Origin of the sequence: Pseudomonas sp. IAC-BECa141 (genome assembly GCF_020544405.1) — a bacterium.
In the GTDB taxonomy this organism is placed as follows: domain Bacteria; phylum Pseudomonadota; class Gammaproteobacteria; order Pseudomonadales; family Pseudomonadaceae; genus Aquipseudomonas.
Genome location: NZ_CP065410.1, coordinates 3,895,266 through 3,918,946 on the forward strand (window position 1 = coordinate 3,895,266; position 23,681 = coordinate 3,918,946).

Annotated in this window: 17 protein-coding genes; 11 read left to right on the top strand and 6 right to left on the bottom strand. The window is 60.6% G+C overall.

Annotated elements, in window-relative coordinates; genetic code table 11:
• Window positions 1-131: 131 nt before the first annotated feature.
• The 3 genes from I5961_RS17735 to I5961_RS17745 all read right to left on the bottom strand — a co-directional run bounded on the left by I5961_RS17735 (window position 132) and on the right by I5961_RS17745 (window position 6,247).
• Window positions 132-3,806 (bottom strand): translocation/assembly module TamB domain-containing protein, encoded by a 3,675-nt coding sequence (locus I5961_RS17735; RefSeq protein ID WP_085703254.1) that lies wholly within the window; start codon window positions 3,804-3,806, stop codon window positions 132-134.
• A complete protein-coding gene (locus I5961_RS17740) occupies window positions 3,803-5,530 on the bottom strand; it encodes an autotransporter assembly complex protein TamA (protein WP_227232941.1) in 1,728 nt (575 codons plus the stop codon). The genes I5961_RS17735 and I5961_RS17740 overlap by 4 nt, the downstream gene beginning before the upstream one ends.
• 66 nt (window positions 5,531-5,596) lie before the next feature.
• Window positions 5,597-6,247, bottom strand: a complete 651-nt coding sequence (locus I5961_RS17745) for a GNAT family N-acetyltransferase (protein ID WP_007951503.1) — start codon at window positions 6,245-6,247, stop codon at window positions 5,597-5,599.
• A gap of 174 nt (window positions 6,248-6,421) precedes the next feature.
• Between I5961_RS17745 and xthA the strand changes: the two genes are divergently transcribed.
• Window positions 6,422-7,234, top strand: a complete 813-nt coding sequence (xthA, locus tag I5961_RS17750; protein ID WP_085703255.1) for an exodeoxyribonuclease III — start codon at window positions 6,422-6,424, stop codon at window positions 7,232-7,234.
• Window positions 7,235-7,406: 172 nt separating this feature from the next.
• Window positions 7,407-8,735: a substrate-binding domain-containing protein gene (locus I5961_RS17755; protein ID WP_085703312.1), complete on the top strand. Its 1,329-nt coding sequence runs from the start codon at window positions 7,407-7,409 to the stop codon at window positions 8,733-8,735.
• Window positions 8,736-8,909: 174 nt separating this feature from the next.
• On the opposite strand, the gene I5961_RS17760 is transcribed toward I5961_RS17755, so the two are convergent.
• Window positions 8,910-10,139: an acyl-CoA dehydrogenase gene (locus tag I5961_RS17760; RefSeq protein WP_011334996.1), complete on the bottom strand. Its 1,230-nt coding sequence runs from the start codon at window positions 10,137-10,139 to the stop codon at window positions 8,910-8,912.
• Window positions 10,140-10,328: 189 nt separating this feature from the next.
• Here I5961_RS17760 and I5961_RS17765 point away from each other — a divergent pair, with 189 nt between their 5' ends.
• The 3 genes from I5961_RS17765 (at window position 10,329) to I5961_RS17775 (ending at window position 12,777) form a co-directional block, all read left to right on the top strand.
• Window positions 10,329-11,273 carry a LysR family transcriptional regulator gene (locus tag I5961_RS17765; protein ID WP_011334997.1) on the top strand — a complete coding sequence of 315 codons (945 nt, stop codon included), beginning with the start codon at window positions 10,329-10,331 and terminating at the stop codon, window positions 11,271-11,273.
• A 55-nt stretch (window positions 11,274-11,328) separates the two neighbouring features.
• Window positions 11,329-11,730, top strand: a complete 402-nt coding sequence (locus tag I5961_RS17770; protein ID WP_007951507.1) for a MerR family transcriptional regulator — start codon at window positions 11,329-11,331, stop codon at window positions 11,728-11,730.
• A 147-nt stretch (window positions 11,731-11,877) separates the two neighbouring features.
• Window positions 11,878-12,777, top strand: coding sequence for a hydroxymethylglutaryl-CoA lyase (locus tag I5961_RS17775; protein WP_227232942.1), 900 nt, complete (start codon window positions 11,878-11,880; stop codon window positions 12,775-12,777).
• Window positions 12,778-13,383: 606 nt separating this feature from the next.
• Here the strand turns inward: I5961_RS17775 and I5961_RS17780 are convergent.
• On the bottom strand, window positions 13,384-15,081 hold the full coding sequence (locus I5961_RS17780) for an AMP-binding protein (RefSeq protein ID WP_085703257.1): 1,698 nt from the start codon (window positions 15,079-15,081) through the stop codon (window positions 13,384-13,386).
• 200 nt (window positions 15,082-15,281) lie between these two features.
• Between I5961_RS17780 and I5961_RS17785 the strand changes: the two genes are divergently transcribed.
• The 4 genes from I5961_RS17785 to I5961_RS17800 are packed head-to-tail and all read left to right on the top strand — an operon-like array spanning window position 15,282 to window position 20,843.
• Window positions 15,282-16,445 (top strand): isovaleryl-CoA dehydrogenase, encoded by a 1,164-nt coding sequence (locus tag I5961_RS17785; protein ID WP_227232943.1) that lies wholly within the window; start codon window positions 15,282-15,284, stop codon window positions 16,443-16,445.
• A 12-nt stretch (window positions 16,446-16,457) separates the two neighbouring features.
• Window positions 16,458-18,065, top strand: coding sequence for a carboxyl transferase domain-containing protein (locus tag I5961_RS17790; protein WP_085699053.1), 1,608 nt, complete (start codon window positions 16,458-16,460; stop codon window positions 18,063-18,065).
• A 13-nt stretch (window positions 18,066-18,078) separates the two neighbouring features.
• Complete coding sequence (locus tag I5961_RS17795) at window positions 18,079-18,894, top strand: gamma-carboxygeranoyl-CoA hydratase (protein WP_085703258.1); 816 nt, start codon at window positions 18,079-18,081, stop codon at window positions 18,892-18,894.
• On the top strand, window positions 18,894-20,843 hold the full coding sequence (locus I5961_RS17800; RefSeq protein WP_227232944.1) for an acetyl/propionyl/methylcrotonyl-CoA carboxylase subunit alpha: 1,950 nt from the start codon (window positions 18,894-18,896) through the stop codon (window positions 20,841-20,843). Before I5961_RS17795 ends, I5961_RS17800 begins: the two co-directional genes overlap by 1 nt.
• 39 nt (window positions 20,844-20,882) lie before the next feature.
• On the opposite strand, the gene I5961_RS17805 is transcribed toward I5961_RS17800, so the two are convergent.
• On the bottom strand, window positions 20,883-21,539 hold the full coding sequence (locus I5961_RS17805; RefSeq protein ID WP_085699254.1) for a LexA family protein: 657 nt from the start codon (window positions 21,537-21,539) through the stop codon (window positions 20,883-20,885).
• A 129-nt stretch (window positions 21,540-21,668) separates the two neighbouring features.
• On the opposite strand from I5961_RS17805, the gene I5961_RS17810 reads away from it, so the two are divergent.
• Both I5961_RS17810 and I5961_RS17815 read left to right on the top strand, forming a co-directional pair.
• Entirely contained in the window at window positions 21,669-22,007 is a 339-nt protein-coding gene (locus I5961_RS17810; protein WP_085699047.1) for a DUF6124 family protein, read from the top strand.
• A 479-nt stretch (window positions 22,008-22,486) separates the two neighbouring features.
• Entirely contained in the window at window positions 22,487-23,638 is a 1,152-nt protein-coding gene (locus I5961_RS17815; protein ID WP_085699045.1) for a M14-type cytosolic carboxypeptidase, read from the top strand.
• The last annotated feature ends 43 nt before the right edge of the window (window positions 23,639-23,681 follow it).

Below are 23,681 nucleotides of genomic sequence, written 5' to 3' on the forward strand. Positions count from 1 at the left end.
CCCGGGACGCTCCGCGTCCCATTCAACAGCGGACGCGGAGCGTCCATTGAGGCATTCCCACGCGGAGCGTGGGAACGATCAGGTGTTTGGGCGTGGGGACGATCAGGCAATCCGGCGATGGAAAAAGCGGGCTAGAAATCCCGCTTGTAGAAGATGTCCAGCGAACTGGCCACGCCGCTGGCGGCTTCGAGGTAGACCTTCTTGCTCAGTTTGTAACGCAAGGCAATGGTATTGGCCGGTTCGAACACACCGACGCCATAACGCAAACTGAGCTTCTCCGAGATATTGCCGCTGGCCACCACGCTGGTGGTGTTGCCGCTGCCCTGGGTGTCGAGTTGGAAGTCCTGAATGCCCAGATCACTGGCCAGACTGCTGGTGACCCCGGAACTGCCCATCAGACCCAGACCGAGCGCCGCCTGCGCGAGCATGTTGTTGTCCTCGCCGGTGGTGCTCAGCGGACGCCCCAGCACCAGATAGGACAGCGCCTGCTCCTGGCTCATCGCCGGTTCGGAAAAAATCTGCGTAGTCGGCTGCTCGGCGCTGCCGCTCAGTCGAATACCGGCGATCACGTCGTCAGTCTGGCGAATCGCTTCGATGTCCAGATACGGCTGATCGATCGGCCCGGCAAACAGCAGACGCGCGCGACGCACCGTCAGGCGCTGACCATAGGCGCGGTAGCGACCGTCGTTGAGCCACAGTTCGCCACGGGTGTCCATGTTGTCGCCGATGTGCACGTGACCTTGCAGGTTGGCGGTCAGGCCGAACCCGGCGAAGCTCAGTTTGTCCTCGCCGACCACCACGTCGATGTCCATCTTCATGGCCATCGGTGGTTTGCCCTCTTCGGTCTGCGCGCCGACGATGATCGTGTCATCGCTGACTTTCACCGTCGATGGCGGCAGCTCGCGCACGGTGATTTCGCCTCGGGGCACCAGCACCTTGCCGGCAATCGCCAGTTCATCGCCGGCCATGGAAATCTTCAGGTCCGGCGCCATTTCAAGCTTGGCGTAGGGCTCGACGGTCACCGGCAGTTGCGTACCCTTGAGCGCCAGATCCACCATCAGCGCCTGACCCCAGGCGATGTTGCCGCTCAGACTGCCCTGCCCGCTCTTGCCGCTTTTCCAGCTGCCGTTCAGTTGCACGGATTCTCCCGCGATCACGGCCTGCAGTTGCAACGCTTGCAGTTCGATCGGCAGCTCCGGCCCGGACACTTCGCCGTCGCTGAGTTGCACGGTGCCGTTGACCAGCGGCGCGAGCAGCCCGCCGGAAATCGTGCCGCTGCCATTGAGGCGCCCGGTAAGTTTTTCGACCATTGGCACAAACGGCCGCGCCACCGACAGGTCCAGCCCGCTGAGACGGAATGAACCGCTGAGTGGCTTGTTCTTCGGCAGCGGATTGATCTGCGCCTGCACCATCAACTCACCGAGTTTGCCACCGACGAAATTGAGGTCAGTGTCAATGCGTTTGGGCGTGAGTTTGCTGGTCAGCTTGAGGGTCTGGTACGGGAAGTCGACCCACTGATCCTTTTCCTTCATGCGCAAAGTGCCACCGCTGGCATCCACGCTGATCTGGCCGTTCGGGCCGCTGGCCGGCAGGTCCAGTTGCAGGTCGGCATTGAGCTTGCCCTGCCAGGCGAAATCCTTCGGCAACCATTGCGCGAGGCTTTCGATCGGAAACTGCTTGAGGTGGTAACGCAGCTTCGGCTCCGGCATCAACCGCTGATCTTCGCCACACAGGCTGGCATTGCCGGACATCCAGCAATGGGCGCCGAAGTTGATCTTGCCGTCGGCCAGACGTTCGAGTTTCGCCGGGTTTTGCAGCTTCCAGTCCTGACCGCCGGCCTGGATATCGCCGCTGGCCAGACGCCCGCGCCAGTTGCCTTTGTCCAGGTTGCCGTCCAGCCCCAGCGCGAGTTTCAGCCTCGGCCCGAGCAGGTCGAGGTTGAGCTTCTGATTTTTGATATCGCCCTGAGCGCTGACGGTCAACACACCCAGGTTCGTGTCGCCAGCCTGGATGCCGCTACCCTTCAGATCGATTTTCGCCCGCTGCGCGCTGTCGAGGGTGGCATCGAGGTTGAGGCTTTGCAGGCGGTTGTCCTGGAACACCAGTTGCGAGCCTTGCAGGTCGAGCTTGCCTTGCGGTGCTTTCAGCGTACCGGCGACATCGACTCGACCGTTGATCTGCCCGCGCAACTGCGGCCAGAGCTGGGCCAGACGCGGCAGCTTGATATCGATCTGCCCGGCAAGCTTCTGTTGCAGGCTGCCCTTGCCGTTGATGCTGTTGTCGCCGAGACGGATTTGCAGAGCATTCAGATTCCACTGCTCGCCGGCGCCGTCGGCCTTGGCTTGCAGGATCGCCGGCTGGCCGCGCAGTTTGCCTTTCAGATCGAGGTCGGCATTCAGGCTCAGGCGCTCGTTCTTCATTTCGCCTTTGCTCTTCAATGGGCCGGCCAGCGTGCCCGGCAATTCCGCGACCCAATACGCCGGGTTGAGCGCCGACAGTTCCAGCGCGGTGTCCCAGGCGATGCCATCGGCGAACTGCACGTTCACATGGCCTTCGGCCTTGCCCTGCCCGGCTTCGAGTTTCAGCTGTGGCAGGAAGATCTGCTTGAGATTGCCGCTGAACGGACTGCTCAGGGTGAACGCCCCCGCCGGCCCATCTGCAGCGGCGGCAAAGTTACCAATGTATTGACCGTCGGTGTAGGAGACTTCGCCGGTGAAGGTACGCAACGTGATCTGCGGCTCGTCGATCTCCGGATAGAGCCGGTGCCACGGAAAATCCAGCCAGTTGATATTGGCCTGGGCACTGAGGCCTTTGCTCCAGTCGACATTGCCGGTGAGCTTGAGGCTTTGTTTGTCGCTGGCCGTCAGATCGAGGCCGGCGATCTGCGCGCCGTTGGCGTCGACCTTGCCTTTGAGCAGCAACGCCACCGGACCTTTCTCGGCAGGCAGCGTCGCATTGCCGAGCAATTGGTAACCGTTTTTCAGGTCGCCTTCGCCGGTCAATACCAGTTGATTGAATTGCAGGGTGTCCGGCAGATCGGCGCTCGGCTTGAACGCCTCCGAGGTGATCCGCACTTTGGCCGGCAGGTTTTCCACCAGCGGTTGCAGCTCGCCGCTCAACTGGCCGTCGAGGTAGCCACGGCTGTCGGCGTGCAGGTTGAGGGTTTTCAGCAGGTCGCCGTCGATTTTCAGCGCCAGCGTCCACGGCTCGGGAGCCGGCGACGGCAAGGTCAGATCACCGGCGATGTTCAGCGGCCAGTTGCCGGTCGGTTGCAACAGACCGGACAGATTCAGGCTCAAGTCGTCACGCTGCAGTTTCACGCTGTCGATCTGCAGGCCTTTGGCGGTCCAGTGCGCCGCCAGTTGCAGGCCTTTGAGCTCTTCACTGCCGTTGAACAGCAGACTGCCGACCTGCACGTCGCCCAACTCGATGGCCACGGGCAATTGCAGATCAGGAAGTTTGATCGGACCGCTTTCGGTGACTTCTTCGCTCGGCGGAAATTGCAGGCTGACGGTATCGGCCTTGAGCTGTTCGATGCATAGCGTCATGCGCGTCAGGCACAGCGGCGACCATTCGAAGATCGGCTTGTCCAGTTCGACGCGGCTGGTGTCCTGCTGCCACAACAGGTGATCGGCGCTCCACTGCCCGCCGAGGCGACCCTGGAAATTGTCGACGCTCAAGCCCGGAACCAGTCCCAACACCCAACGGCTGCCGGCCTGCGTTCCGAGCACAACGGCAATACTCAATACCATCAGCAACACCAGCGACAACAGCGCCAGCGCCGACATTTTCAAACCACGCTTCACAGCTCAGGCCCCATGGAAAAGTGCAGCCGGATGCCGCCATCGTCGTCCAGCGCGTGGGCCAGGTCGAGGCGGATCGGCCCCACCGGCGAGACCCAGCGCACACCGATACCGACCCCGGTCTTGAGGTTCGGCAGTTCGAGTTTGTTGAAGGAGTTGCCCTGATCGACGAAGGTCGCCACGCGCCACTTCTCGGCAATCGAGTATTGGTATTCGACGCTGCCGGCCACCATGTAGCGCCCGCCGATGCGGTCGCCTTCGGAGTTCTCCGGGGACAGGCTCTGATAGTCGTAACCGCGCACGCTCTGATCGCCACCGGCGAAGAAGCGCAGCGACGGCGGCACCGATTTATAGCCGTTGGTGGCGCTGCCGCCGACCTGCACCCGACCGAGCAAACGGTGCTTGTCGAACACGGTGGTCAAGCCTTTGACCAGCGCCGTGCCGTAAACCAGGTTGTTGTCCGAGCCGAGGCCTTCTTTTGCCACTTTGCTTTCGAAGGTCAGGCGATAGCCATTGTGCGGATCGATGCGGTTGTCGCTCTTGAGGTAGGAATAGCTGACGCCGGGCATCAGCAAGGTGCTCAGGCCGGAGTCGTCGCCGAGCTGGTATTCCTCGCGCTGCCATTTCAAAGAGATGACCCGCTGCCAGCCGCTCGGCAGTTTGCTGTGCCATTCCGGGCCGAAAGTCAGCAGCTTGCTCAGGGTGTCGGAGCCGTCGATGTCCTCGTATTGATAACCGCCGGCCCAGCGCAGCTTGTCGGTCAGCGGCGGGTCGAGCAGGATGTCGTAAAACAGGCCGACGTTCTGCCGTGGCGCGGACAGTTCGGCCTCCCAGCCATAACTGTCGCCCTGCGGATTGACCCAGTGACGGGTCCAGTTGGCCTTGATTCGCGGGCCGACGTCGGTGGAATAACCAAGACCCAGGCCCATGGTGCGCGGCTTGCGGGTATCGAGTTTGACGTCCACCGGGATCACGTCGTTTTTCGCGGCGGTCGGCGCGGCGTCAACCCGCACGCCTTCGAAGTAACCGCTCGATTGCAAGTCGCGGTTGAGTTCGGCGATCAGCTCGGAATCATACGGCTCGCCGGCCTTGAACGGCACCATGCGTTGCAGCAGGTCTTCATCGAACGGTGTGTCGCCTTCAAAACTGACTTTGCCCAGCGCATAACGCGGGCCGCTTTCGTAGATCAGTTCGACGTCGGCGACCCCGGCGCGGGGATCGACCATCAATTTCTGACTGGTGAAACGACCGCTGAAGAAGCCATAGCGCGAAGCCTGGTTCTGAATCAGGCGCTTGGCGTCTTCGTAACGCCCATGGTTGAGCACCGCGCCGGGCTTGAGCACGTCGCTTTTCGGGACTCGAAAGGATTTGAGGGAGGCCGCCGGGCCGTCGATGCGCACGGTCACGTTACGCAGGCGGATCGGCTCGCCGGGATCGATGTTCAGCACTAGTCGCGGTTTTTCGCCGCCCTTGACGTCACTTTCGATCTGCGGCTGGTAATAGCCCAAGGCCTGGGCGGCCTTGCGCGCCTGTTCTTCGGCGCCGCGACTGAAGCGCTGCAAGGCTTCTTCGTCACGATCGCCGAGGCTGCCGATATAGCCTTCTATATTGGCTTTCAGTTCATCGTTGGACGGTTTGATCCGCACATCCAATTCACTTTGCGCCAGCGCCGCGCAGCTGGTTAACAGCATGAGCACGCCACTGGTAAATCTTCCTGGAAACTTCATAGGCGCGGATGCTATCACGGGCTTGGGAGCGTGATAGAAGAGGAAATTTCCGAAAAAGTTCGATGGTTATCCCGTTGCAGTTTGTAACACCTGCGGGTTGGCATGGAAAAACACGTGCTCGCGCACCGGGCCGACAGCGACTTCGCCGATTTCTTCGTAACCCTGACGCTTGTAGAACTCCAGATATCGCGGGTTGCCGGTGTCGAGGATCACGCCTTGGGAGCTTTCGTCCACCGCGCACCAGTTGTGCACCGCTTGCAACAATTGTTCGCCGAAATGCTTGCCCTGAAATTGTGGGTGCACGCCGAGCAGCGGCAGCATGTGCACCGAGTCGGTCGGCACGCAGGCTTCGACAGCGGCGTGGTATTCCAGATAACGGCGGGTGCAGCGAAAACCGGTGCTCAGCACCATGCGCAGACGCCAGGCCCAACTCTCGGTGACGCCCAGACGCCGTTGCGGCGGCGCGATCAGGGCGATGCCGATCAAACGGTCGTTGACCAACAGGCCGATAGCCGGCAGATCCTGCAGGAAATGCTGTTTGACCAGTTCCCGCACCGTCGCGCGCACCCGCTGCTCGTAACCCGGACGTTCGGCCTCGAACAGATAAGCGAAAGTCGGCTCGTGGCGATACGCCTGATAAAGAAGGGATCGCGCTTCCCGGGAATAGCCGCGGTCGAGCATGTGGATGTCGGCGATGGCAGTTTGGGTTTCAGGCATGACGGTGATTCTCCCTGGACAGGACTCGACAGGCCCCGTTCTTGTTATACGAGCCTTGGGCTGAAGGGATCGTTCCCACACCCGAAAGACATTAGCAGCGCATATGGACTACCGCCACGCTGGCCCAGATCCTACATGTCAGCTAGCATCGCCCTTTTGCCAGGACTGCCGACCATGAAGATCGTTTCCTTCAACATCAACGGACTGCGGGCCCGCCCGCATCAGCTGGCGGCGCTGATCGAAAAGCATCAGCCGGACGTCATCGGCCTGCAGGAAACCAAGGTCCACGACGACCAGTTCCCGCTGGAAGAAGTGCGGGCCCTGGGTTATCACGTGTATTTCCACGGCCAGAAAAGCCATTACGGCGTTGCCCTGCTCTCGCGCCAGGAACCGATCGCCGTGCACAAAGGCTTCGCCACCGATGAAGAAGACGCGCAGCGACGCTTTATCTGGGGCACATTCGCCGACGCCAACGGCGTGCCGGTGACAATCATGAACGGCTATTTCCCACAGGGCGAAAGCCGCGACCACCCGACCAAGTTCCCGGCCAAGCAGCGCTTCTACAGCGATTTGCAGGCGTTGCTGGAAAGCCAGTTCCACAATGAACAACCGCTGGTGGTGATGGGCGACGTCAACATCTCGCCGGAAGACAGCGACATCGGCATCGGCCCGGACAACATGAAGCGCTGGCTGAAAACCGGCAAATGCAGTTTCCTGCCGGAAGAGCGCGAGTGGATGGCCCGCCTGAAAAACTGGGGCCTGACCGACAGCTTCCGTCACCTTAACCCGGACGTGACCGACATGTTCAGCTGGTTCGACTACCGCAGCCGTGGCTTTGAAGACGAGCCGAAGCGTGGTCTGCGCATCGATGTGATTCTGGCGTCCCACGGCTTGCTGCCACGGGTGAAAGCCGCCGGTGTCGACTATGAACTGCGCGCAATGGAAAAGCCTTCGGACCATGCGCCGATCTGGCTTGAATTGAGCTGAGATCCTGTGGGAGCGAGCTTGCTCGCGATAGCAGAGTGTCAGGCTGCAAAAGCTTGACTGGCACACGGCAATCGCGAGCAAGCTCGCTCCCACATTGATTCAGCTGTAATGTTTTGGTCATGCGCCTGACTTAATCTCCCCGGCAATCCCCTTGGCTGCATTCGGTGCCGGCATGACCCTGCGTGTTCTGTTCGTCTTTCTCCTCAGCGCCTGGCTGCAGGTTGCGGCGTTGCCCATTCCCGAGAACGGCCCGGTATTGCGCATCCAGGGTTCCAACACCATTGGCGCGGCGCTCGGCCCGGCGTTGGTGGAAGGCCTGCTGCAAGACCAGGGACTGCTGAAAGTCCACAGCGAAACGCCGGACACCGCCAACGAACAGCGAGTCGCCGGCTTGACGGCCCAAGGCCAAAGGGTCGTCGTGGAGATCGCCGCCCACGGCTCGAGCACCGGTTTCACTGCACTCAAGAACGCCAGCGCCGATCTGGCCGCCTCGTCACGCCCGATCAAGGACAGCGAACTGCTGAACCTGCAAGCCCGGGGCGATCTGAAAAGCCCTGACGCCGAGCAGGTCATCGCCATCGACGGCCTGGCGATCATCCTTCACCCCGCCAATCCGCTGAATCAATTGAACACTGAACAACTGGCGCGGATCTTCAGCGGCGAGGCGAAGACGTGGGACGACGTCGGCGGCAAGGGTGGGACGATTCATCTGTATGCGCGGGATGATCAGTCCGGTACCTACGACACGTTCAAGGAATTGGTTCTCAGCCGTCGTGGGAAATCCCTGAGCAATGCCGCGAAACGGTTTGAATCCAGCGAGCAGTTGTCCGACGCCGTCAGTGCCGACCCGCAGGCCATCGGTTTCATCGGCCTGCCCTACGTGCGTCAGGCCAAGGCCGTGGCGATTGTCGACGGGCAATCCCAGGCGATGCTGCCACTCGCCAGCCTGATCGCCACTGAAGACTATCCTCTGTCGCGGCGGCTGTTCTTCTATCTGCCACCCGACAGCAACAATCCCTGGGCCAAGGCCTTGGTGGAGTTTGCGCAGAGTCGTCGGGGTCAGGCAATTGTCGCGGCCAACGGTTTTATCGCCCAGACCGTGCAGGCCATCGCCGTCACGCCGAATGCGCTGATGCCCGAGGGTTATCAATCCCTCAGCCGCCACGCCCAGCGTCTGACGGTGAACTTCCGCTTCGAAGAAGGCAGCGCCAGCCTCGACAACAAGGCCCGCCAGGATCTGGCCCGGGTGTTCGACTATATAAAGCACCACGACAAGACTGACCGTGCGATAACACTGGTGGGATTCGGCGACGCCAAGGACGACCCGGCACGGGCGGATTTGCTGTCGAAGCTGCGGGCGATGGCGGTACGCCGGGAGCTGGTGAAAAACGGCGTGGTACTGCGCGAAGTGCGCGGGTTTGGCGCGCTGATGCCGGTGGCGACCAACAGCGGGGATGAAGGCCGGATCAAGAATCGGCGGGTTGAGGTGTGGGTTTACTGAGCGTCGAACCACTGATCGTTCCCCCGCTCTGCGTGGTAACGCAGCCATGGATGCTCCGCATCCACTGTGACGCGGAGCGTCACGTTATGCATTCCCACGCAGAGCGTGGGAACGATCACCGCGATCTCCTCGATCAGAGCTTTGCGTGGGAACGATCAGGGCTGAAGTGCTGGATCAGCGCTCGCTACGCAGCATTTCCTTCGGCACATACTTGCCGATCTCGAACTTGCCGATTGCCGCGCGGTGCACCTCGTCCGGGCCGTCGGCCAGGCGCAGGGTGCGTTGCATGGCGTACATGTAGGCCAGCGGGAAATCGTTCGAGACCCCTGCCCCGCCATGAATCTGGATCGCCCGGTCGATCACCCGCAACGCGACGTTCGGCGCAACGACCTTGATTTGCGCGATTTCGCTCTTGGCGACCTTGTTACCCACGGTGTCCATCATGTACGCCGCTTTCAGGGTCAGCAGACGCGCCATGTCGATTTCCATCCGCGAGTCGGCGATCTTGTCGACGTTACCGCCCAGACGCGCCAGCGGTTTGCCGAATGCAGTCCGGCTTACCGAACGTTTGCACATCAGTTCCAGTGCACGCTCGGCCATGCCGATCGAACGCATGCAGTGGTGAATTCGGCCCGGGCCAAGGCGACCCTGAGCAATTTCGAAGCCGCGTCCTTCACCGAGCAGGACGTTTTCGTACGGCACCCGCACGTTGTCGAACAGCACTTCGGCGTGGCCGTGAGGTGCGTCGTCGTAACCGAACACCGGCAGCGGACGGATGATCTTCACGCCGGGGGTGTCGACCGGCACCAGGATCATCGAGTGCTGGGCGTGGCGCGGCGCATCGGGGTTGCTCAGGCCCATGAAGATCAGGATTTTGCAGCGCGGATCGCAGGCGCCGGAGGTCCACCATTTCTTGCCGTTGATCACCCACTCGTCGCCATCGCGCACGGCACGGGCGGCCATGTTGGTGGCGTCGGAGGACGCGACGTCGGGCTCGGTCATGGCGAACGCCGAGCGGATTTCGCCGCGCAGCAGCGGTTCGAGCCAGCGTTGCTTCTGTTCTTCGTTGGCGTAACGCACCAGCACTTCCATGTTGCCGGTGTCCGGCGCCGAGCAGTTGAACGGCTCGGGACCGAGCAGCGAACGACCCATGATTTCCGCCAATGGCGCGTATTCGAGGTTGGTCAGGCCGGCGCCGAGTTCCGACTCAGGCAGAAACAAATTCCACAGCCCTTCGGCTTTTGCCTTGGCCTTAAGTTCTTCCATGATCGCCGTCGGCTGCCAGCGATCGCCTTCGGCGACCTGGCGCTCGAACACGGCTTCGGCCGGGTAAACGTAAGTGTCCATGAACGCGGTCACGCGCTCACGCAGTTCTTGCACCTTGGGCGAATAAGCGAAATCCATGAGCAATTACCTTTTTTCGGCAGGTTGTTTAAGTCATGCAATCGATGCTAGAACAGCGTTGATAATTTACCTAGCCTATTCTCGGCGTGTATAAACATTCATCACCGATATATGATTGGTTGATTTTCCTGGCCGCCCTGACCCGTGCCATCCATCTATAACAAGCACCTATAACAAGAGAGCCGCGTAATGAATCTGAGCAAGGTCGACCTCAACCTTTTCATCGTCTTCGACGCGATCTACACCGAAGCCAACCTGACCCGCGCCGGGCAGATTGTCGGCATTACCCAGCCAGCGGTGTCCAACGCATTGGCGCGGTTGCGCGAAACCTTCAACGACCCGCTCTTCGTGCGCACCGCTCAGGGCATGGTGCCGACGCCCATGGCGCAAAACATCATCGGCCCGGTGCGCAACGCACTGTCGCTGCTGCGGGTGTCAGTTCAGGAAAGTCGGATTTTCAACCCCTCGCAAGCGGTCAAGACCTACCGCATCAGCATGACTGACCTGACCGAAGCGGTGATTCTGCCGCCGCTGTTCCAGCGCCTGCGTCGTCTGGCGCCGACGGTGATCATCGAAAGCTTCCTGTCCAAACGCCGGGAAACCACCAAGGAACTGGCCGCCGGGCGTCTCGACTTTGCCGTGGATGCGCCGCTCAACACCGACCCGCAGGTACGCCACGTCAAGCTGATGGAAGACCGTTACGTCTGCGCGATGCGCAAAGGCCACCCGCTGGCGACCAAGGAAAAATTCACCCTCGACGATTACCTGTCGCTGACCCACATTCATATTTCCAGCCGTCGCAGTGGCCTGGGTCATGTCGATCTGGCACTGGGCAAGATGGGCATTCAGCGCAAGATTGCCCTGCGCTCGCAGCATTACCTGATGGCGTCCCAGGTGTTGCAGCAGACCGACATGGTGATGACCGTGCCGGAGCGTTTCGCCCGCCGCCATGACCTGCATGCGTTCAATCTGCCGGTCAACGATGTGCCGCCGGTTGAAACCCATTTGTACTGGCATGAAAGCACCGATCAGGATCCGGCCAACCGCTGGATGCGCGAGCAGATGATCGAGTTGTGCCAGCAAGTGACGGCACATGAGAAGAAGCTCGACAAGCTGCAGGCGCCCGCCACTTGACGTAAACGTCAACCTGCCATTAGCTTAGCGCCAAGCCCCTTCTTCGAGCGCTTTCATGAGCAGCCAGACCTACAGCATTTCCGACCTCGCCCGCGAGCTGGACATCACCACCCGGGCGATCCGCTTCTATGAAGAACAAGGCCTGCTCAGCCCTGAGCGCCGAGGCCAGGAACGCATCTACTCGCCGCGCGACAAGGTCAGCCTGAAGCTGATCCTGCGGGGCAAGCGCATCGGTTTTTCCCTGGCCGAGTGCCGCGAACTGATCGAGCTCTACGACCCGTCCAGCGGTAACACCAAACAACTCAACAGCATGCTGGCGAAAATCAGCGAACGCCGGGAACAGCTCGAGCAGCAATTGCTGGACATCGAACAGATGAAGCTGGAACTCGACACCGCCGAAGAACGCTGCGTGCAGGCGCTGGAGCAGACGCTCAAGAGTCAGCAAGTCGCGCAGTAACAGCCACACTTCATCTCCTGTGGAAGCGGGCTTGCTCGCGATGAGGCCGGAACATCCAGTATTGATGTTGACTGACCCAACGCCATCGCGAGCAGGCTCGCTCCCACAGGGTTCTCGATACAGTCAGATAATGAGCAGGTTCAGCCCATGTCCCTCCCCTCCAAAGTACGCCTGATCGAAGTCGGCCCCCGTGACGGTTTGCAGAACGAAGCCCAGCCCATCAGCGTCGCCGACAAGGTGCAACTGGTCGACGCGCTGAGCGCCGCCGGCCTTGGCTATATCGAAGTCGGCAGTTTCGTCTCGCCCAAGTGGGTGCCGCAGATGGCCGGCTCCGCCGAGGTGTTCGCGCAGATCCAGCGCAAACCCGGCGTGACCTACGGCGCACTGGCGCCGAACCTGCGTGGTTTTGAAGATGCGCTGGCGGCGGGGGTCAAGGAAGTCGCGGTATTCGCTGCAGCGTCCGAAGCGTTCTCGCAACGCAACATCAATTGCTCGATCAGCGAAAGTCTGGCGCGGTTCGCGCCGATCATGGAATCGGCGAAACAGCACGGCGTTACCGTGCGCGGTTACGTGTCTTGCGTGCTCGGCTGCCCTTATGAGGGCGAGGTCGCGCCGGAACAAGTGGCCATGGTGGCCCGCGAGCTGTACGCGATGGGCTGCTACGAAGTGTCGCTGGGTGACACCATCGGCACCGGTACCGCAGGCGCCACCCGCCGGCTGTTCGAAGTAGTGTCGAAGCAGGTGCCGCGAGAGAAACTCGCCGGCCACTTCCACGATACCTACGGCCAGGCCATGGCCAATATCTACGCCAGTCTGCTGGAAGGCATCGCGGTGTTCGACAGCTCGATCGCCGGCCTCGGCGGCTGCCCGTACGCCAAGGGCGCCAGCGGCAACGTTGCCACCGAAGACGTGGTGTATCTGCTCAACGGCCTGGGCATCGAGACCGGTATCGACTTCGACGCCTTGATTGCCGCCGGCCAACAGATCAGTGCCGTGCTGGGTCGCCCTACCGGTTCGCGCGTAGCCAAGGCCCGTAGCGCACAGTGAGGGCGAAGGTGTTACCGCTGCGTCCGAAACGTGGGCATAGGCGAGTAACACGGAAACAAATTGTCTGGTTTTGCCTGAAGGAGAAATCCTTCAAAAAATTCAACTCCTTGATTTATAAGGTTTTTTAAAAGTTGGCACGGCTTCTGCTATCTCTATGGCATAACAAGAATAAAAAGCAGCAAACCAATAAAAATAAGACGTACCGACTCTGACATAACAAAAACAACACGGCAGAGACGCAGCTAACAGATTTTTTTGGAGAAGGTGTGCTTTTCAGGGTGTTCCTCGGAATGACCCGCAACCGGGCAGAGAACAATAAAACTACCTTAAGGTAGCTCCCGAATCGGTTGGATCGCCTGGCGAGAAAGCAGATCAGCGCTCAAAAAAATACGTTTGCTCTTGACCCCGGATGGGGGTCGCCAAAAACAGCGGTAAAGGGCCACGGTTGCCAAAAACAACAACAGACCGCCCCTCAATAATAAAAAAGAGCACGCGACGACAAAATTAAAGGGGAGCTTCGGCTCCCCTTTGTGCTTTCCACGATTCCTGTTTTCACCGCCGCCCCCTTGTGGGAGCGGGCTTGCTCGCTCCCACATTCGATCTTCGTCAGGCCTGCTTTTCTCGCAACTCCTCGATACTGATCTCGCGCATCCGGAATTTCTGGATCTTGCCTGTTACCGTCATCGGAAACTCCTCCACAAACTTGAAGTAACGCGGCGTCTTGAAGTGGGCGATGCGTTCCTTGCACCACGCTTGCAGCTCTTGTTCGGTGGCGCTGTGGCCGGGATGGAATTTGATCCAGGCGACGATTTCCTCACCGTAACGCGAGCAGGGAATGCCGATCACCTGCACGTCCGCCACCGCCGGGTGGGTGAAGAAGAACTCTTCCAGTTCACGCGGGTAAATGTTTTCGCCACCACGGATGATCATGTCCTTATTACGACCGGCGATGCACACGTAACCCTCGTCGTTCATGCTCGCCAGATCGCCGGTGTGCATCCAGCCCGCCGCGTCGATGGCTTCGGCAGTCGCCTGCGGATTGTTCCAATAGCCGAGCATCACGCTGTAGCCACGGGTGCACAGTTCGCCGATCGTGCCGCGTGGTACCGGGTTGCCGGCCTCGTCGATGATTTTGCTTTCGAGTTGCGGCTGGGTGCGGCCGACGGTGGTGACGCGCAGTTCCAGTTCATCGGATGGGCCGGTTTGCAGCGAGACCGGGCTGGTTTCGGTCATGCCGTAGGCGATCTGCACTTCGCTCATGTGCATTTCGCTGATGACCCTGCGCATCACCTCGATCGGGCACGTGGCGCCGGCCATGATTCCGGTGCGCAGGGTCGACAGGTCGAACTCGGCGCGTTGCGGCTGATCGAGCATGGCGATGAACATGGTGGGTACGCCGTACAGCGCGGTGGCTTTTTCTTCGGCGACGGTGCTCAGGGTCAGCAGCGGATCGAAGGCGTCGTTGGGATAAATCATGGTGCTGCCGTGGGTGATGCAGCCGAGGTTGCCCATGACCATGCCGAAGCAGTGATACAGCGGCACCGGGATCACCAGGCGATCAACAGCGGTCAGGCCAAGGCTTTCGCCGACCATGTAACCGTTGTTGAGGATGTTGTAGTGACTGAGGGTCGCGCCCTTGGGGAAACCGGTGGTGCCGGAGGTGTACTGAATATTGACGGGCTGATCGAAGTGCAGGCTGTCGCTGCGTTCACGCAATTGTTGCGCAGTGACACTGGCGGCCAGATCTGCCAGTTGCGACCACGGAAGAAAACCCGAAGGCGGCTGTGGGTCGAGGCTGATCAGACCGCGCAGTTCCGGCAGCCGCTCACTGTGCAGCTCGCCGATGGATTGCTCGGCCAGTTCCGGCAGCAAGCCTTGCAACATGCCGTGATAGTTGGAGCTCTTGAACGCCCCGGCGCAGACCAGCCATTGGCAACCGGATTGCTTGAGCACGTATTCGAGTTCAGAGCTGCGGTAGGCCGGGTTGATGTTGACCAGGATCACACCGAGCTTCGCGGTGGCGAACTGTGTGATGCACCACTGCGCGCAGTTCGGCGCCCAGATGCCGAGCCGGTCACCGGCTTGCAAACCCAACGCCAGCAGGGCTCTGGCGTGAACATCCACCGCGTCGGCCAGTTGCCGCCAGGTGTAACGCAGCTGCTGATGGCGCACCACCAGCGCCTCGCCGTCCGGGTACTGCGCGACGGTTTCGTCGAACTTCTGCCCGATGGTCATCGCCAGCAAGGCTTTATCCTGGGAACCGCGGGTGTAGCTGCGCTGCGGGTTTGCACTGGGTTGATCCATGACGACCCCTATTGTCTTTATTAGTGGGTGTTGGAACGGAGCTACAGCAGCTCCGACCATTCAGAACTGGCTCTACTCTCGCTCAAGTTGACGTTAACGTAAAGGGTGATTGACAGCCATTCGTCACAGGCTTACGTTAACGTAAAGGTGAGAACTGAAACGCCCTTCTCCCCACCCTACAAAAAGCCAAAAGGTGAACCATGAGCTACCCATCCCTGAACTTTGCCCTCGGTGAAACCATCGACATGCTGCGCGATCAGGTTCAGTCCTTCGTCGCCAACGAGATCGCGCCGCGTGCCGCGCAGATCGACAGCGACAACCTGTTCCCGGCCGATTTGTGGCGCAAGTTCGGTGACATGGGCCTGCTCGGCATCACCGTGCCGGAAGAATACGGCGGCGCTGGCCTGGGTTACCTGGCGCACGTCGTTGCGATGGAAGAAATCAGCCGTGGCTCGGCTTCGGTGGCGTTGTCCTACGGCGCCCACTCCAATCTCTGCGTCAACCAGATCAACCGCAACGGCAACCACGAACAGAAAGCCAAATACCTGCCAAAACTGATCAGCGGCGAACACGTCGGCGCACTCGCCATGAGCGAGCCAAACGCCGGTTCCGACGTGGTCTCGATGAAACTGCGCGCCGATAAACGTGGCGACCGTTTCGTGCTCAACGGCAGCAAGACCTGGATCACCAACGGCCCCGACGCCAACACCTACGTGATCTACGCCAAGACCGACCTGGAAAAGGGCCCCCACGGCATCACCGCCTTCATCGTCGAACGCGACTGGAAAGGCTTCAGCCGCAGCAACAAGTTCGACAAGCTCGGCATGCGCGGCTCCAACACTTGCGAGCTGTTTTTCGACGACGTCGAAGTGCCTGAAGAAAACATCCTCGGCGTACTCAACGGCGGCATAAAAGTGCTGATGAGCGGCCTCGATTACGAGCGCGTCGTGCTGTCCGGTGGCCCGACCGGCATCATGCAGTCGTGCATGGATCTGATCGTGCCGTACATCCATGACCGCAAGCAGTTCGGCCAGAGCATCGGCGAATTCCAGCTGATCCAGGGCAAAGTCGCCGACATGTACACCCAGCTCAACGCCAGCCGCGCCTATCTCTACGCCGTGGCTCAGGCCTGCGAGCGCAACGAAACCACACGCAAGGACGCCGCTGGTGTGATCCTCTACACCGCCGAACGCGCCACGCAAATGGCCCTCGACGCGATCCAGATTCTCGGCGGTAACGGTTACATCAACGAATTCCCGGCCGGCCGCCTGCTGCGTGACGCCAAGCTGTACGAAATCGGCGCCGGTACCAGTGAGATCCGTCGCATGCTGATCGGTCGCGAACTGTTCAACGAAACCCGCTAAACGGAGCTGTCCATGGCCATCCTGCATACCCAGCTCAACCCTCGTTCAGCGGAGTTCGCCGCCAACAGCGCGGCGATGCTCGAACAGGTCGACGCCCTGCACACTCTGCTCGCTCAAGTGGCTCAGGGCGGCGGCGCGAAAGCTCAGGAACGTCACACCTCGCGCGGCAAGCTGCTGCCCCGTGAGCGGATCAACCGCTTGCTCGATCCGGGCTCGCCGTTTCTGGAAATCAGCCAGTTGGCCGCCCACGCCGTTTATGGCGAAGACGTGCCAGCCGCTGGCGTGATTGCCGGGATCGGTCGTGTGGAAGGCGTCGAATGCATGATTGTCGCCAACGACGCGACGGTGAAAGGTGGCTCGTACTACCCGCTGACCGTGAAGAAACACCTGCGCGCCCAGACCATCGCCCAGCAAAACCGCCTGCCGTGCATTTATCTGGTGGATTCGGGTGGCGCCAACCTGCCGCGTCAGGACGAAGTGTTCCCGGATCGCGAACACTTCGGGCGGATCTTCTTCAACCAGGCCAACATGAGCGCCATGGGCATTCCGCAGATTGCCGTGGTCATGGGTTCCTGCACCGCCGGCGGCGCTTATGTACCGGCGATGGCCGACGAAGCGATCATGGTGCGCAATCAGGCGACGATTTTCCTCGCCGGCCCGCCCTTGGTGAAAGCCGCGACCGGTGAAGTGGTCAGCGCCGAAGACCTCGGCGGGGCCGACGTGCACTGCAAGACGTCCGGGGTCGCCGACCATTACGCGGAAAGCGATGAGCACGCCCTCGCCCTCGCCCGGCGCAGCGTCGCCAACCTCAACTGGCGCAAGCTCGGCGAAGTGCAGCAGCGCACGCCGATTGCGCCGCTGTACGCCAGCGATGAGTTGTACGGGGTGGTTTCGGCGGACGCCAAGCAGCCGTTCGATGTGCGCGAAGTGATCGCGCGACTGGTCGACGGCTCGGTGTTCGATGAATTCAAAGCCTTGTTCGGCACCACGCTGGTGTGCGGTTTCGCCCACCTGCACGGCTACCCGATCGCGATCCTCGCCAACAACGGCATCCTGTTCGCCGAAGCCGCGCAAAAAGGCGCGCACTTCATTGAACTGGCCTGCCAACGCGGCATTCCGTTGCTGTTCCTGCAGAACATCACCGGCTTCATGGTCGGTCAGAAATACGAGGCCGGTGGCATCGCCAAACACGGCGCCAAACTGGTGACCGCCGTGGCATGCGCCAAGGTGCCGAAATTCACCGTGATCATCGGTGGCAGCTTCGGTGCCGGTAACTACGGCATGTGCGGGCGGGCCTATGATCCGCGTTTCCTGTGGATGTGGCCGAACGCGCGGATCGGCGTGATGGGCGCCGAACAGGCGGCCGGCGTGCTGGTTCAGGTCAAGCGCGAGCAGGCCGAACGCAGCGGTCAGGCGTTCAGTGCCGAGCAGGAAAGCGAGATCAAGCAGCCGATTCTCGACCAATACGAAGAGCAGGGTCACCCCTACTATTCCAGCGCGCGGCTGTGGGACGACGGCGTCATCGACCCGGCGCAGACCCGCGATGTGCTGGCCCTGGCCTTGTCCGCGTCGTTGAACGCGCCTATCGAACCGAGCCGCTTCGGCGTGTTCCGGATGTGATCGGGAGAACCTCATGAGCGACTTCAACACCCTCGAATTGCACAGCGATCCACGGGGTTTCGCGACCCTGTGGCTGAGCCGCGAAGAAAAGAACAACGCGTTCAACGCCGAGATGATTCGCGAACTGATCCTGGCGCTGGACAAGGTCGCCAGCGACGCCAGCCTGCGCTTTCTGCTGGTACGCGGACGCGGCAAACATTTCAGCGCTGGTGCCGATCTGGCCTGGATGCAGCAATCGGCCGAACTCGATTACCACACCAACCTCGACGACGCCCGGGAACTGGCGGAGCTGATGTACAACCTCGCCAAACTGAAAATCCCGACCGTGGCCGTGGTGCAAGGCGCGGCGTTCGGCGGTGCATTGGGTCTGATCAGTTGCTGCGACATGGCGATTGGCGCCGATGACGCGCAGTTCTGCCTGTCGGAAGTGCGCATCGGTCTTGCGCCAGCGGTGATCAGCCCGTTCGTGGTGCAAGCCATCGGCGAACGCGCGGCGCGGCGTTATGCGCTGACGGCCGAACGTTTCGGCGGGCAGCGGGCGCGGGAAATCGGTTTGTTGTCCGAGAGTTATCCAGCGAATGAGTTTGAACAGAGCGTCGAGCAATGGATCGACAACCTGCTGCTCAACAGCCCCGCCGCCATGCGCGCCAGCAAGGATTTGCTGCGGGAAGTCGGCAACGGCGCGCTGACTCCGGCCCTGCGCCGCTACACCGAAAACGCCATCGCCCGCATCCGCGTCAGCCCAGAGGGACAGGAAGGTCTGCGGGCCTTTTTGCAGAAACGTCCACCGAGCTGGCAAGCCGCAACCACCACCAAGGAGCCGCGTTGATGAGCGCACCTGTTCTCACCACCCTGCTGGTGGCCAACCGTGGCGAAATCGCTTGCCGGGTCATGCGCACCGCCAAGTCGCTGGGCCTGACCACCGTTGCCGTGCACAGCGCCACCGACCGGGAAGCGCGACACAGCCGTGAAGCGGACATCCGTGTTGATCTGGGCGGCAGCAAAGCGGCCGACAGTTACCTGCAAATCGACAAACTGATCGCGGCGGCAAAGGCCAGCGGCGCTCAGGCGATTCATCCGGGTTACGGCTTTCTTTCAGAAAACGCCGGGTTTGCCCGCGCCATTGAAGCGGCCGGCCTGATCTTCCTCGGCCCGCCCGCCTCGGCCATCGACGCGATGGGCAGCAAATCCGCCGCAAAAGCGTTGATGGAAACCGCCGGCGTGCCGCTGGTGCCGGGTTATCACGGCGAAGCCCAGGATCTGGACACTTTCCGCGATGCATGCGAACGCATCGGCTACCCGGTGCTGCTCAAGGCCACGGCCGGCGGTGGCGGCAAGGGCATGAAGGTCGTTGAAGACGTCAGCCAACTGGCTGAAGCGCTGGCATCGGCTCAGCGTGAAGCGAAGTCGTCGTTCGGCGACTCGCGGATGCTGGTGGAGAAATACCTGCTCAAGCCGCGTCACGTGGAAATCCAGGTGTTTGCCGATCAGCATGGCAATTGCCTGTACCTGAACGAGCGCGACTGCTCGATTCAGCGTCGGCACCAGAAAGTCGTCGAAGAAGCGCCGGCTCCAGGCCTGAGTCCAGAACTTCGTCAGGCGATGGGCGAAGCCGCTGTGCGTTCAGCGCAGGCCATCGGTTACGTCGGCGCCGGCACCGTGGAGTTTTTGCTGGACGCTCGCGGCGAATTCTTCTTCATGGAGATGAACACACGGTTGCAGGTCGAACACCCAGTCACTGAAGCCATCACCGGGCTCGATCTGGTGGCCTGGCAAATTCGCGTCGCCCGTGGCGAAGCGTTGCCGATCACTCAGGATCAAGTGCCGCTGAACGGGCATGCGATTGAGGTTCGGTTGTATGCGGAAGATCCGTCGAATGATTTTCTGCCGGCGACCGGGCGTCTGGATCTGTATCGCGAATCCACCGCCGGGCCGGGGCGCCGTGTGGACAGCGGCGTTGAGGAAGGCGATGAGGTTTCGCCGTTCTATGACCCGATGCTTGGCAAGCTGATCGCCTGGGGCGAGGATCGTGAGCAGGCACGCTTGCGACTGCTGAGCATGCTCGATGAGTTTGCGATTGGCGGGTTGAAAACCAACATCAACTTCCTGCGACGGATCATCGGTCATCCGGCGTTTGCGGCGGCGGAGCTGGATACCGGGTTTATTCCGCGCTATCAGGAACAGTTGCTGCCAGCGCCCGCTGCGCTGAGTAATGAGTTCTGGGATGCGGCGGCGCAGGCTTTTGCGCAGAGTTTGCCGGGGATGGCTCGGGCAGATGATCCGGCTTCGCCCTGGGCGCTTCACAGTGGTTTGCGCGCCGGTTTGCCTCGTGAAATCACTCTGCATTTGAGCTGCGAGGGGCAGGATCGAGCGCTGACGCTCGGTGCTGGCGGCAAAGCAAAACTGATCGGCGAGCAATTGGTGGTCGAGCACGATGGACTGCGTCGACAGCTGCGGGCGATTCGTCGTGGAGAAGTTCTGTATCTGCAATGGGACGGCGAGCTGCGACGCGTTGAAACGTACGACCCGATCAGCGCTGTCGAAGCCAGTCACAGCCATCAGGGCGGTCTGACCGCGCCGATGAACGGCAGCATTGTGCGGGTGCTGGTGGAGGCCGGGCAATCGGTTGAAGCCGGTGCGCAATTGGTGGTGCTTGAGGCGATGAAGATGGAGCACAGCATTCGCGCGCCCCACGCCGGTGTGATCAAGTCACTGTATTGCCAGGAAGGTGAAATGGTCAGCGAAGGCAGTGCACTGGTCGAGCTGGAAGAAGCTTGAAAGGTGGATCGATCCTACGCTTGGCGAGGATCGATCTGACTAGTATTTGGCGGTTGCCTGAACCACGACACCGATGATTCGGCACTCGTCGGTCAACAAGGCTTTCGGCCAGGTCGGATTGAGCGGCACCAGGTAACGCTGGCCGCCCTCTTCGATCAGTTTGCGGAAAATCGCCTCGTCGCTGTCCGGCCACTGGGCGATTACCAATTTCCCGGGCTCGGCTTCCAGTGCCGGATCCACCAGAATCATCATTCCCTCGCCGATGCTCTGCCCGGTGGGCGCCGTCATCGCGTTACCCGTCACCGTGAGCCAGAACGCCGGGCCGCGGGCGTGGTAATCCGTCAGTACGAAACGTCGCTTGTCCTTGGCACTCGAATACGCTGGCTGGCTCTCACGGGCCTCGACCGGCGAATTCCACTCGCTGACCGGATAGCGAAAGTAAGGGTTGTACTTCTGCGCAAGGGGCATTTCGTCGTCCGCATCGACCTGCGGTTCACGAATCACCACCGCGACCTCGAGATACTCCATGCCCAGCGCTTTCAGCACGCGGTTCATCTGCGTGATGCCGGGCTCGCGGCGCTTGTTCAGCCAATGGCCGATACCGCCCTGAGACATGCCGACGCGCTCGCCGAGTTCGACTTGAGTGACGTTGAGTTCACTCATTTTGGCCTTGACCAACTCAATCCATTTATCCATGTGCGGCACCATACGTGGACGCCTGCGGCCGGCAAAACACATATTGTAGTATTTAAATTCTGGTCACAAATACTGATAGTACTATTCTTAAGTCACGGATTTGAATCGACCAAGGAGTGACCTTTCACCATGACCATCACCAGCAAAGACTTGCCCGATCTGCAAATGGACACCACCTTCACCTCCCCGCAAGGGTGCGCCGCTGCGCAACGGGCGTTGGACTATTACTTGAAACCAGCTGTGTCAGAACCGGAAGTGGACGAGCGTTTTTTCGGTGTGAACAGCAACCTGAGTGGCGAAGAATCCCTGGTCCACGCTTCCGATCTGCTGCGATGTGCAGCGGCTACCGCGTTCAAGGCGGCGGACGGCTTGCAGGGCGTGAGTCGGGATCTGGCTTTTTCAGTCGTGCACATGGTGGACATGGCGCGGGCGATGGTTGATCACTCGCTCGATGGCGCGGTTCGCTGAAGACGGGAGTTCGGACGGAAGGAAAAGAATTTTCCAATCGCGCAGATAAAAACATTTGACTTGCAAATGATAATGATTACTATTGCAAGCAACTGGTCGCGAGATCAGTCGATGGACCAGAGACCTTAGGTCGGTCTTCTGGACTATCTCCTCATCAGGCTAATCACGGTTTTTGACCCGGCTTTTTGCCGGGTCTTTTTTTGCCAGTTTTCTGGCTTATGGCTTCAGGCTAATGAAGTCTTTGGGTGCTGCAAATTCGATGGCGCGGATAATATCAAAAGAATATTGCTTGGCAAGCGGACCCCGGCCACATTGGGGCTAAGTAATGCCAATCAGCACTTGAGAATCAATCGCACAGTCACTAAGCTGCATCCGCGTCATGGAGGACGCCCCCCCGCCACACCCCGCAATTTCCCTCGGTTTCACCCCTGTCTTGCGTGTAAAGTAGCCGCCATAAAAATCATATTCAGGAACCGATTATGACCGTGGCCAAATCCTCGTTCGACATCAGCGCAAACTTCGACAGCGGCAACATCCAAGTCATCGACATCAGCAATCCGCTCAACCCGGTTCTGGCAATTCGGCCAGATACCCGCAGCGCCCATTTCCAGTGGTTCCACTTCAAGGCCAGCGGCCTGCACGTCCATCAGGAACACTGGTTTCGCCTGGTCAACGCCAGCCAGTCTTCCTACAACAAAGCCTGGACCGGCTATCAGGCGGTCGCTTCCTACGACCACGTCAACTGGTTCCGTATTCCTACCCAATTCGAAGGCGACAGCCTGCGCTTCTGCCTCGAAGCCGAGCAGACCCACGCCTGGTTCGCCTACTTCGAACCTTACAGCCGTGGCCGTCACGACTGGCTGATCGAACAAGCGCTGACCAAGGCCGGCACCGAACTGCTGGCCACCGGCAAAAGCGTCGAGGGCCGCGACATCCAGCTGCTACGCAAAGGCACTGGCGCCGAAGGTCGCCGCAAGATCTGGATCATCGCCCAGCAGCATCCGGGCGAGCACATGGCCGAGTGGTTCATGGAAGGCGTGATCGAACGCCTGGAACATCATGACGATCCGGTACTGAACAAACTGCTGGCCAGCGCCGATCTGTACCTGGTCCCGAACATGAACCCGGACGGCGCCTTCCACGGCCACCTGCGCACCAACGCCATGGGCCAGGACCTGAACCGCGCCTGGCAGAACGCCAGTCAGGAAATCAGCCCGGAAGTATTTTTCGTACAGCAGCAGATGGAAAAGTACGGCGTCGATCTGTTCCTCGACGTACACGGTGACGAAGAAATCCCCCACGTGTTCACCGCCGGCTGCGAGGGCAATCCGGGCTACACCCCGCGCCTGGAGAAGCTTGAAGAGCACTTTCGCAGTCACCTGAAACACACCACCAAAGACTTCCAGACCAAGTACGGCTATACCCGCGACGAACCGGGCCAGGCCAACATGACCCTGGCCTGCAACAGCGTCGGCCAGAAATTCGACTGCCTGTCGCTGACTCTGGAAATGCCGTTCAAGGATCACGACGACGCGCCGAACCCGATCACCGGCTGGTCGGGCAAACGCTCGAAGCAACTGGGCAAAGACGTGCTGACCACCATCGCCGACATGGTCGACACCCTGCGCTGATCCCTCCCCGTTTTTCACTTCACGAAAGATCGCAGCCTGTCTG

Bases quoted from the DNA above. Each gene is read 5' to 3' on its own strand.
- I5961_RS17770 (WP_007951507.1), top strand. From the start codon at position 11,329: ATGAGCAGCCAGACCTACAGCATTTCCGACCTCGCCCGCGAGCTGGAC.
- I5961_RS17815 (WP_085699045.1), top strand. From the start codon at position 22,487: ATGACCGTGGCCAAATCCTCGTTCGACATCAGCGCAAACTTCGACAGC.
- I5961_RS17745 (WP_007951503.1), bottom strand. From the start codon at position 6,247: ATGCCTGAAACCCAAACTGCCATCGCCGACATCCACATGCTCGACCGC.
- xthA (WP_085703255.1), top strand. From the start codon at position 6,422: ATGAAGATCGTTTCCTTCAACATCAACGGACTGCGGGCCCGCCCGCAT.
- I5961_RS17800 (WP_227232944.1), top strand. From the start codon at position 18,894: ATGAGCGCACCTGTTCTCACCACCCTGCTGGTGGCCAACCGTGGCGAA.
- I5961_RS17810 (WP_085699047.1), top strand. From the start codon at position 21,669: ATGACCATCACCAGCAAAGACTTGCCCGATCTGCAAATGGACACCACC.
- I5961_RS17765 (WP_011334997.1), top strand. From the start codon at position 10,329: ATGAATCTGAGCAAGGTCGACCTCAACCTTTTCATCGTCTTCGACGCG.
- I5961_RS17755 (WP_085703312.1), top strand. From the start codon at position 7,407: ATGACCCTGCGTGTTCTGTTCGTCTTTCTCCTCAGCGCCTGGCTGCAG.
- I5961_RS17795 (WP_085703258.1), top strand. From the start codon at position 18,079: ATGAGCGACTTCAACACCCTCGAATTGCACAGCGATCCACGGGGTTTC.
- I5961_RS17760 (WP_011334996.1), bottom strand. From the start codon at position 10,139: ATGGATTTCGCTTATTCGCCCAAGGTGCAAGAACTGCGTGAGCGCGTG.
- I5961_RS17775 (WP_227232942.1), top strand. From the start codon at position 11,878: ATGTCCCTCCCCTCCAAAGTACGCCTGATCGAAGTCGGCCCCCGTGAC.
- I5961_RS17780 (WP_085703257.1), bottom strand. From the start codon at position 15,081: ATGGATCAACCCAGTGCAAACCCGCAGCGCAGCTACACCCGCGGTTCC.
- I5961_RS17740 (WP_227232941.1), bottom strand. From the start codon at position 5,530: ATGAAGTTTCCAGGAAGATTTACCAGTGGCGTGCTCATGCTGTTAACC.
- I5961_RS17785 (WP_227232943.1), top strand. From the start codon at position 15,282: ATGAGCTACCCATCCCTGAACTTTGCCCTCGGTGAAACCATCGACATG.
- I5961_RS17790 (WP_085699053.1), top strand. From the start codon at position 16,458: ATGGCCATCCTGCATACCCAGCTCAACCCTCGTTCAGCGGAGTTCGCC.
- I5961_RS17805 (WP_085699254.1), bottom strand. From the start codon at position 21,539: ATGGATAAATGGATTGAGTTGGTCAAGGCCAAAATGAGTGAACTCAAC.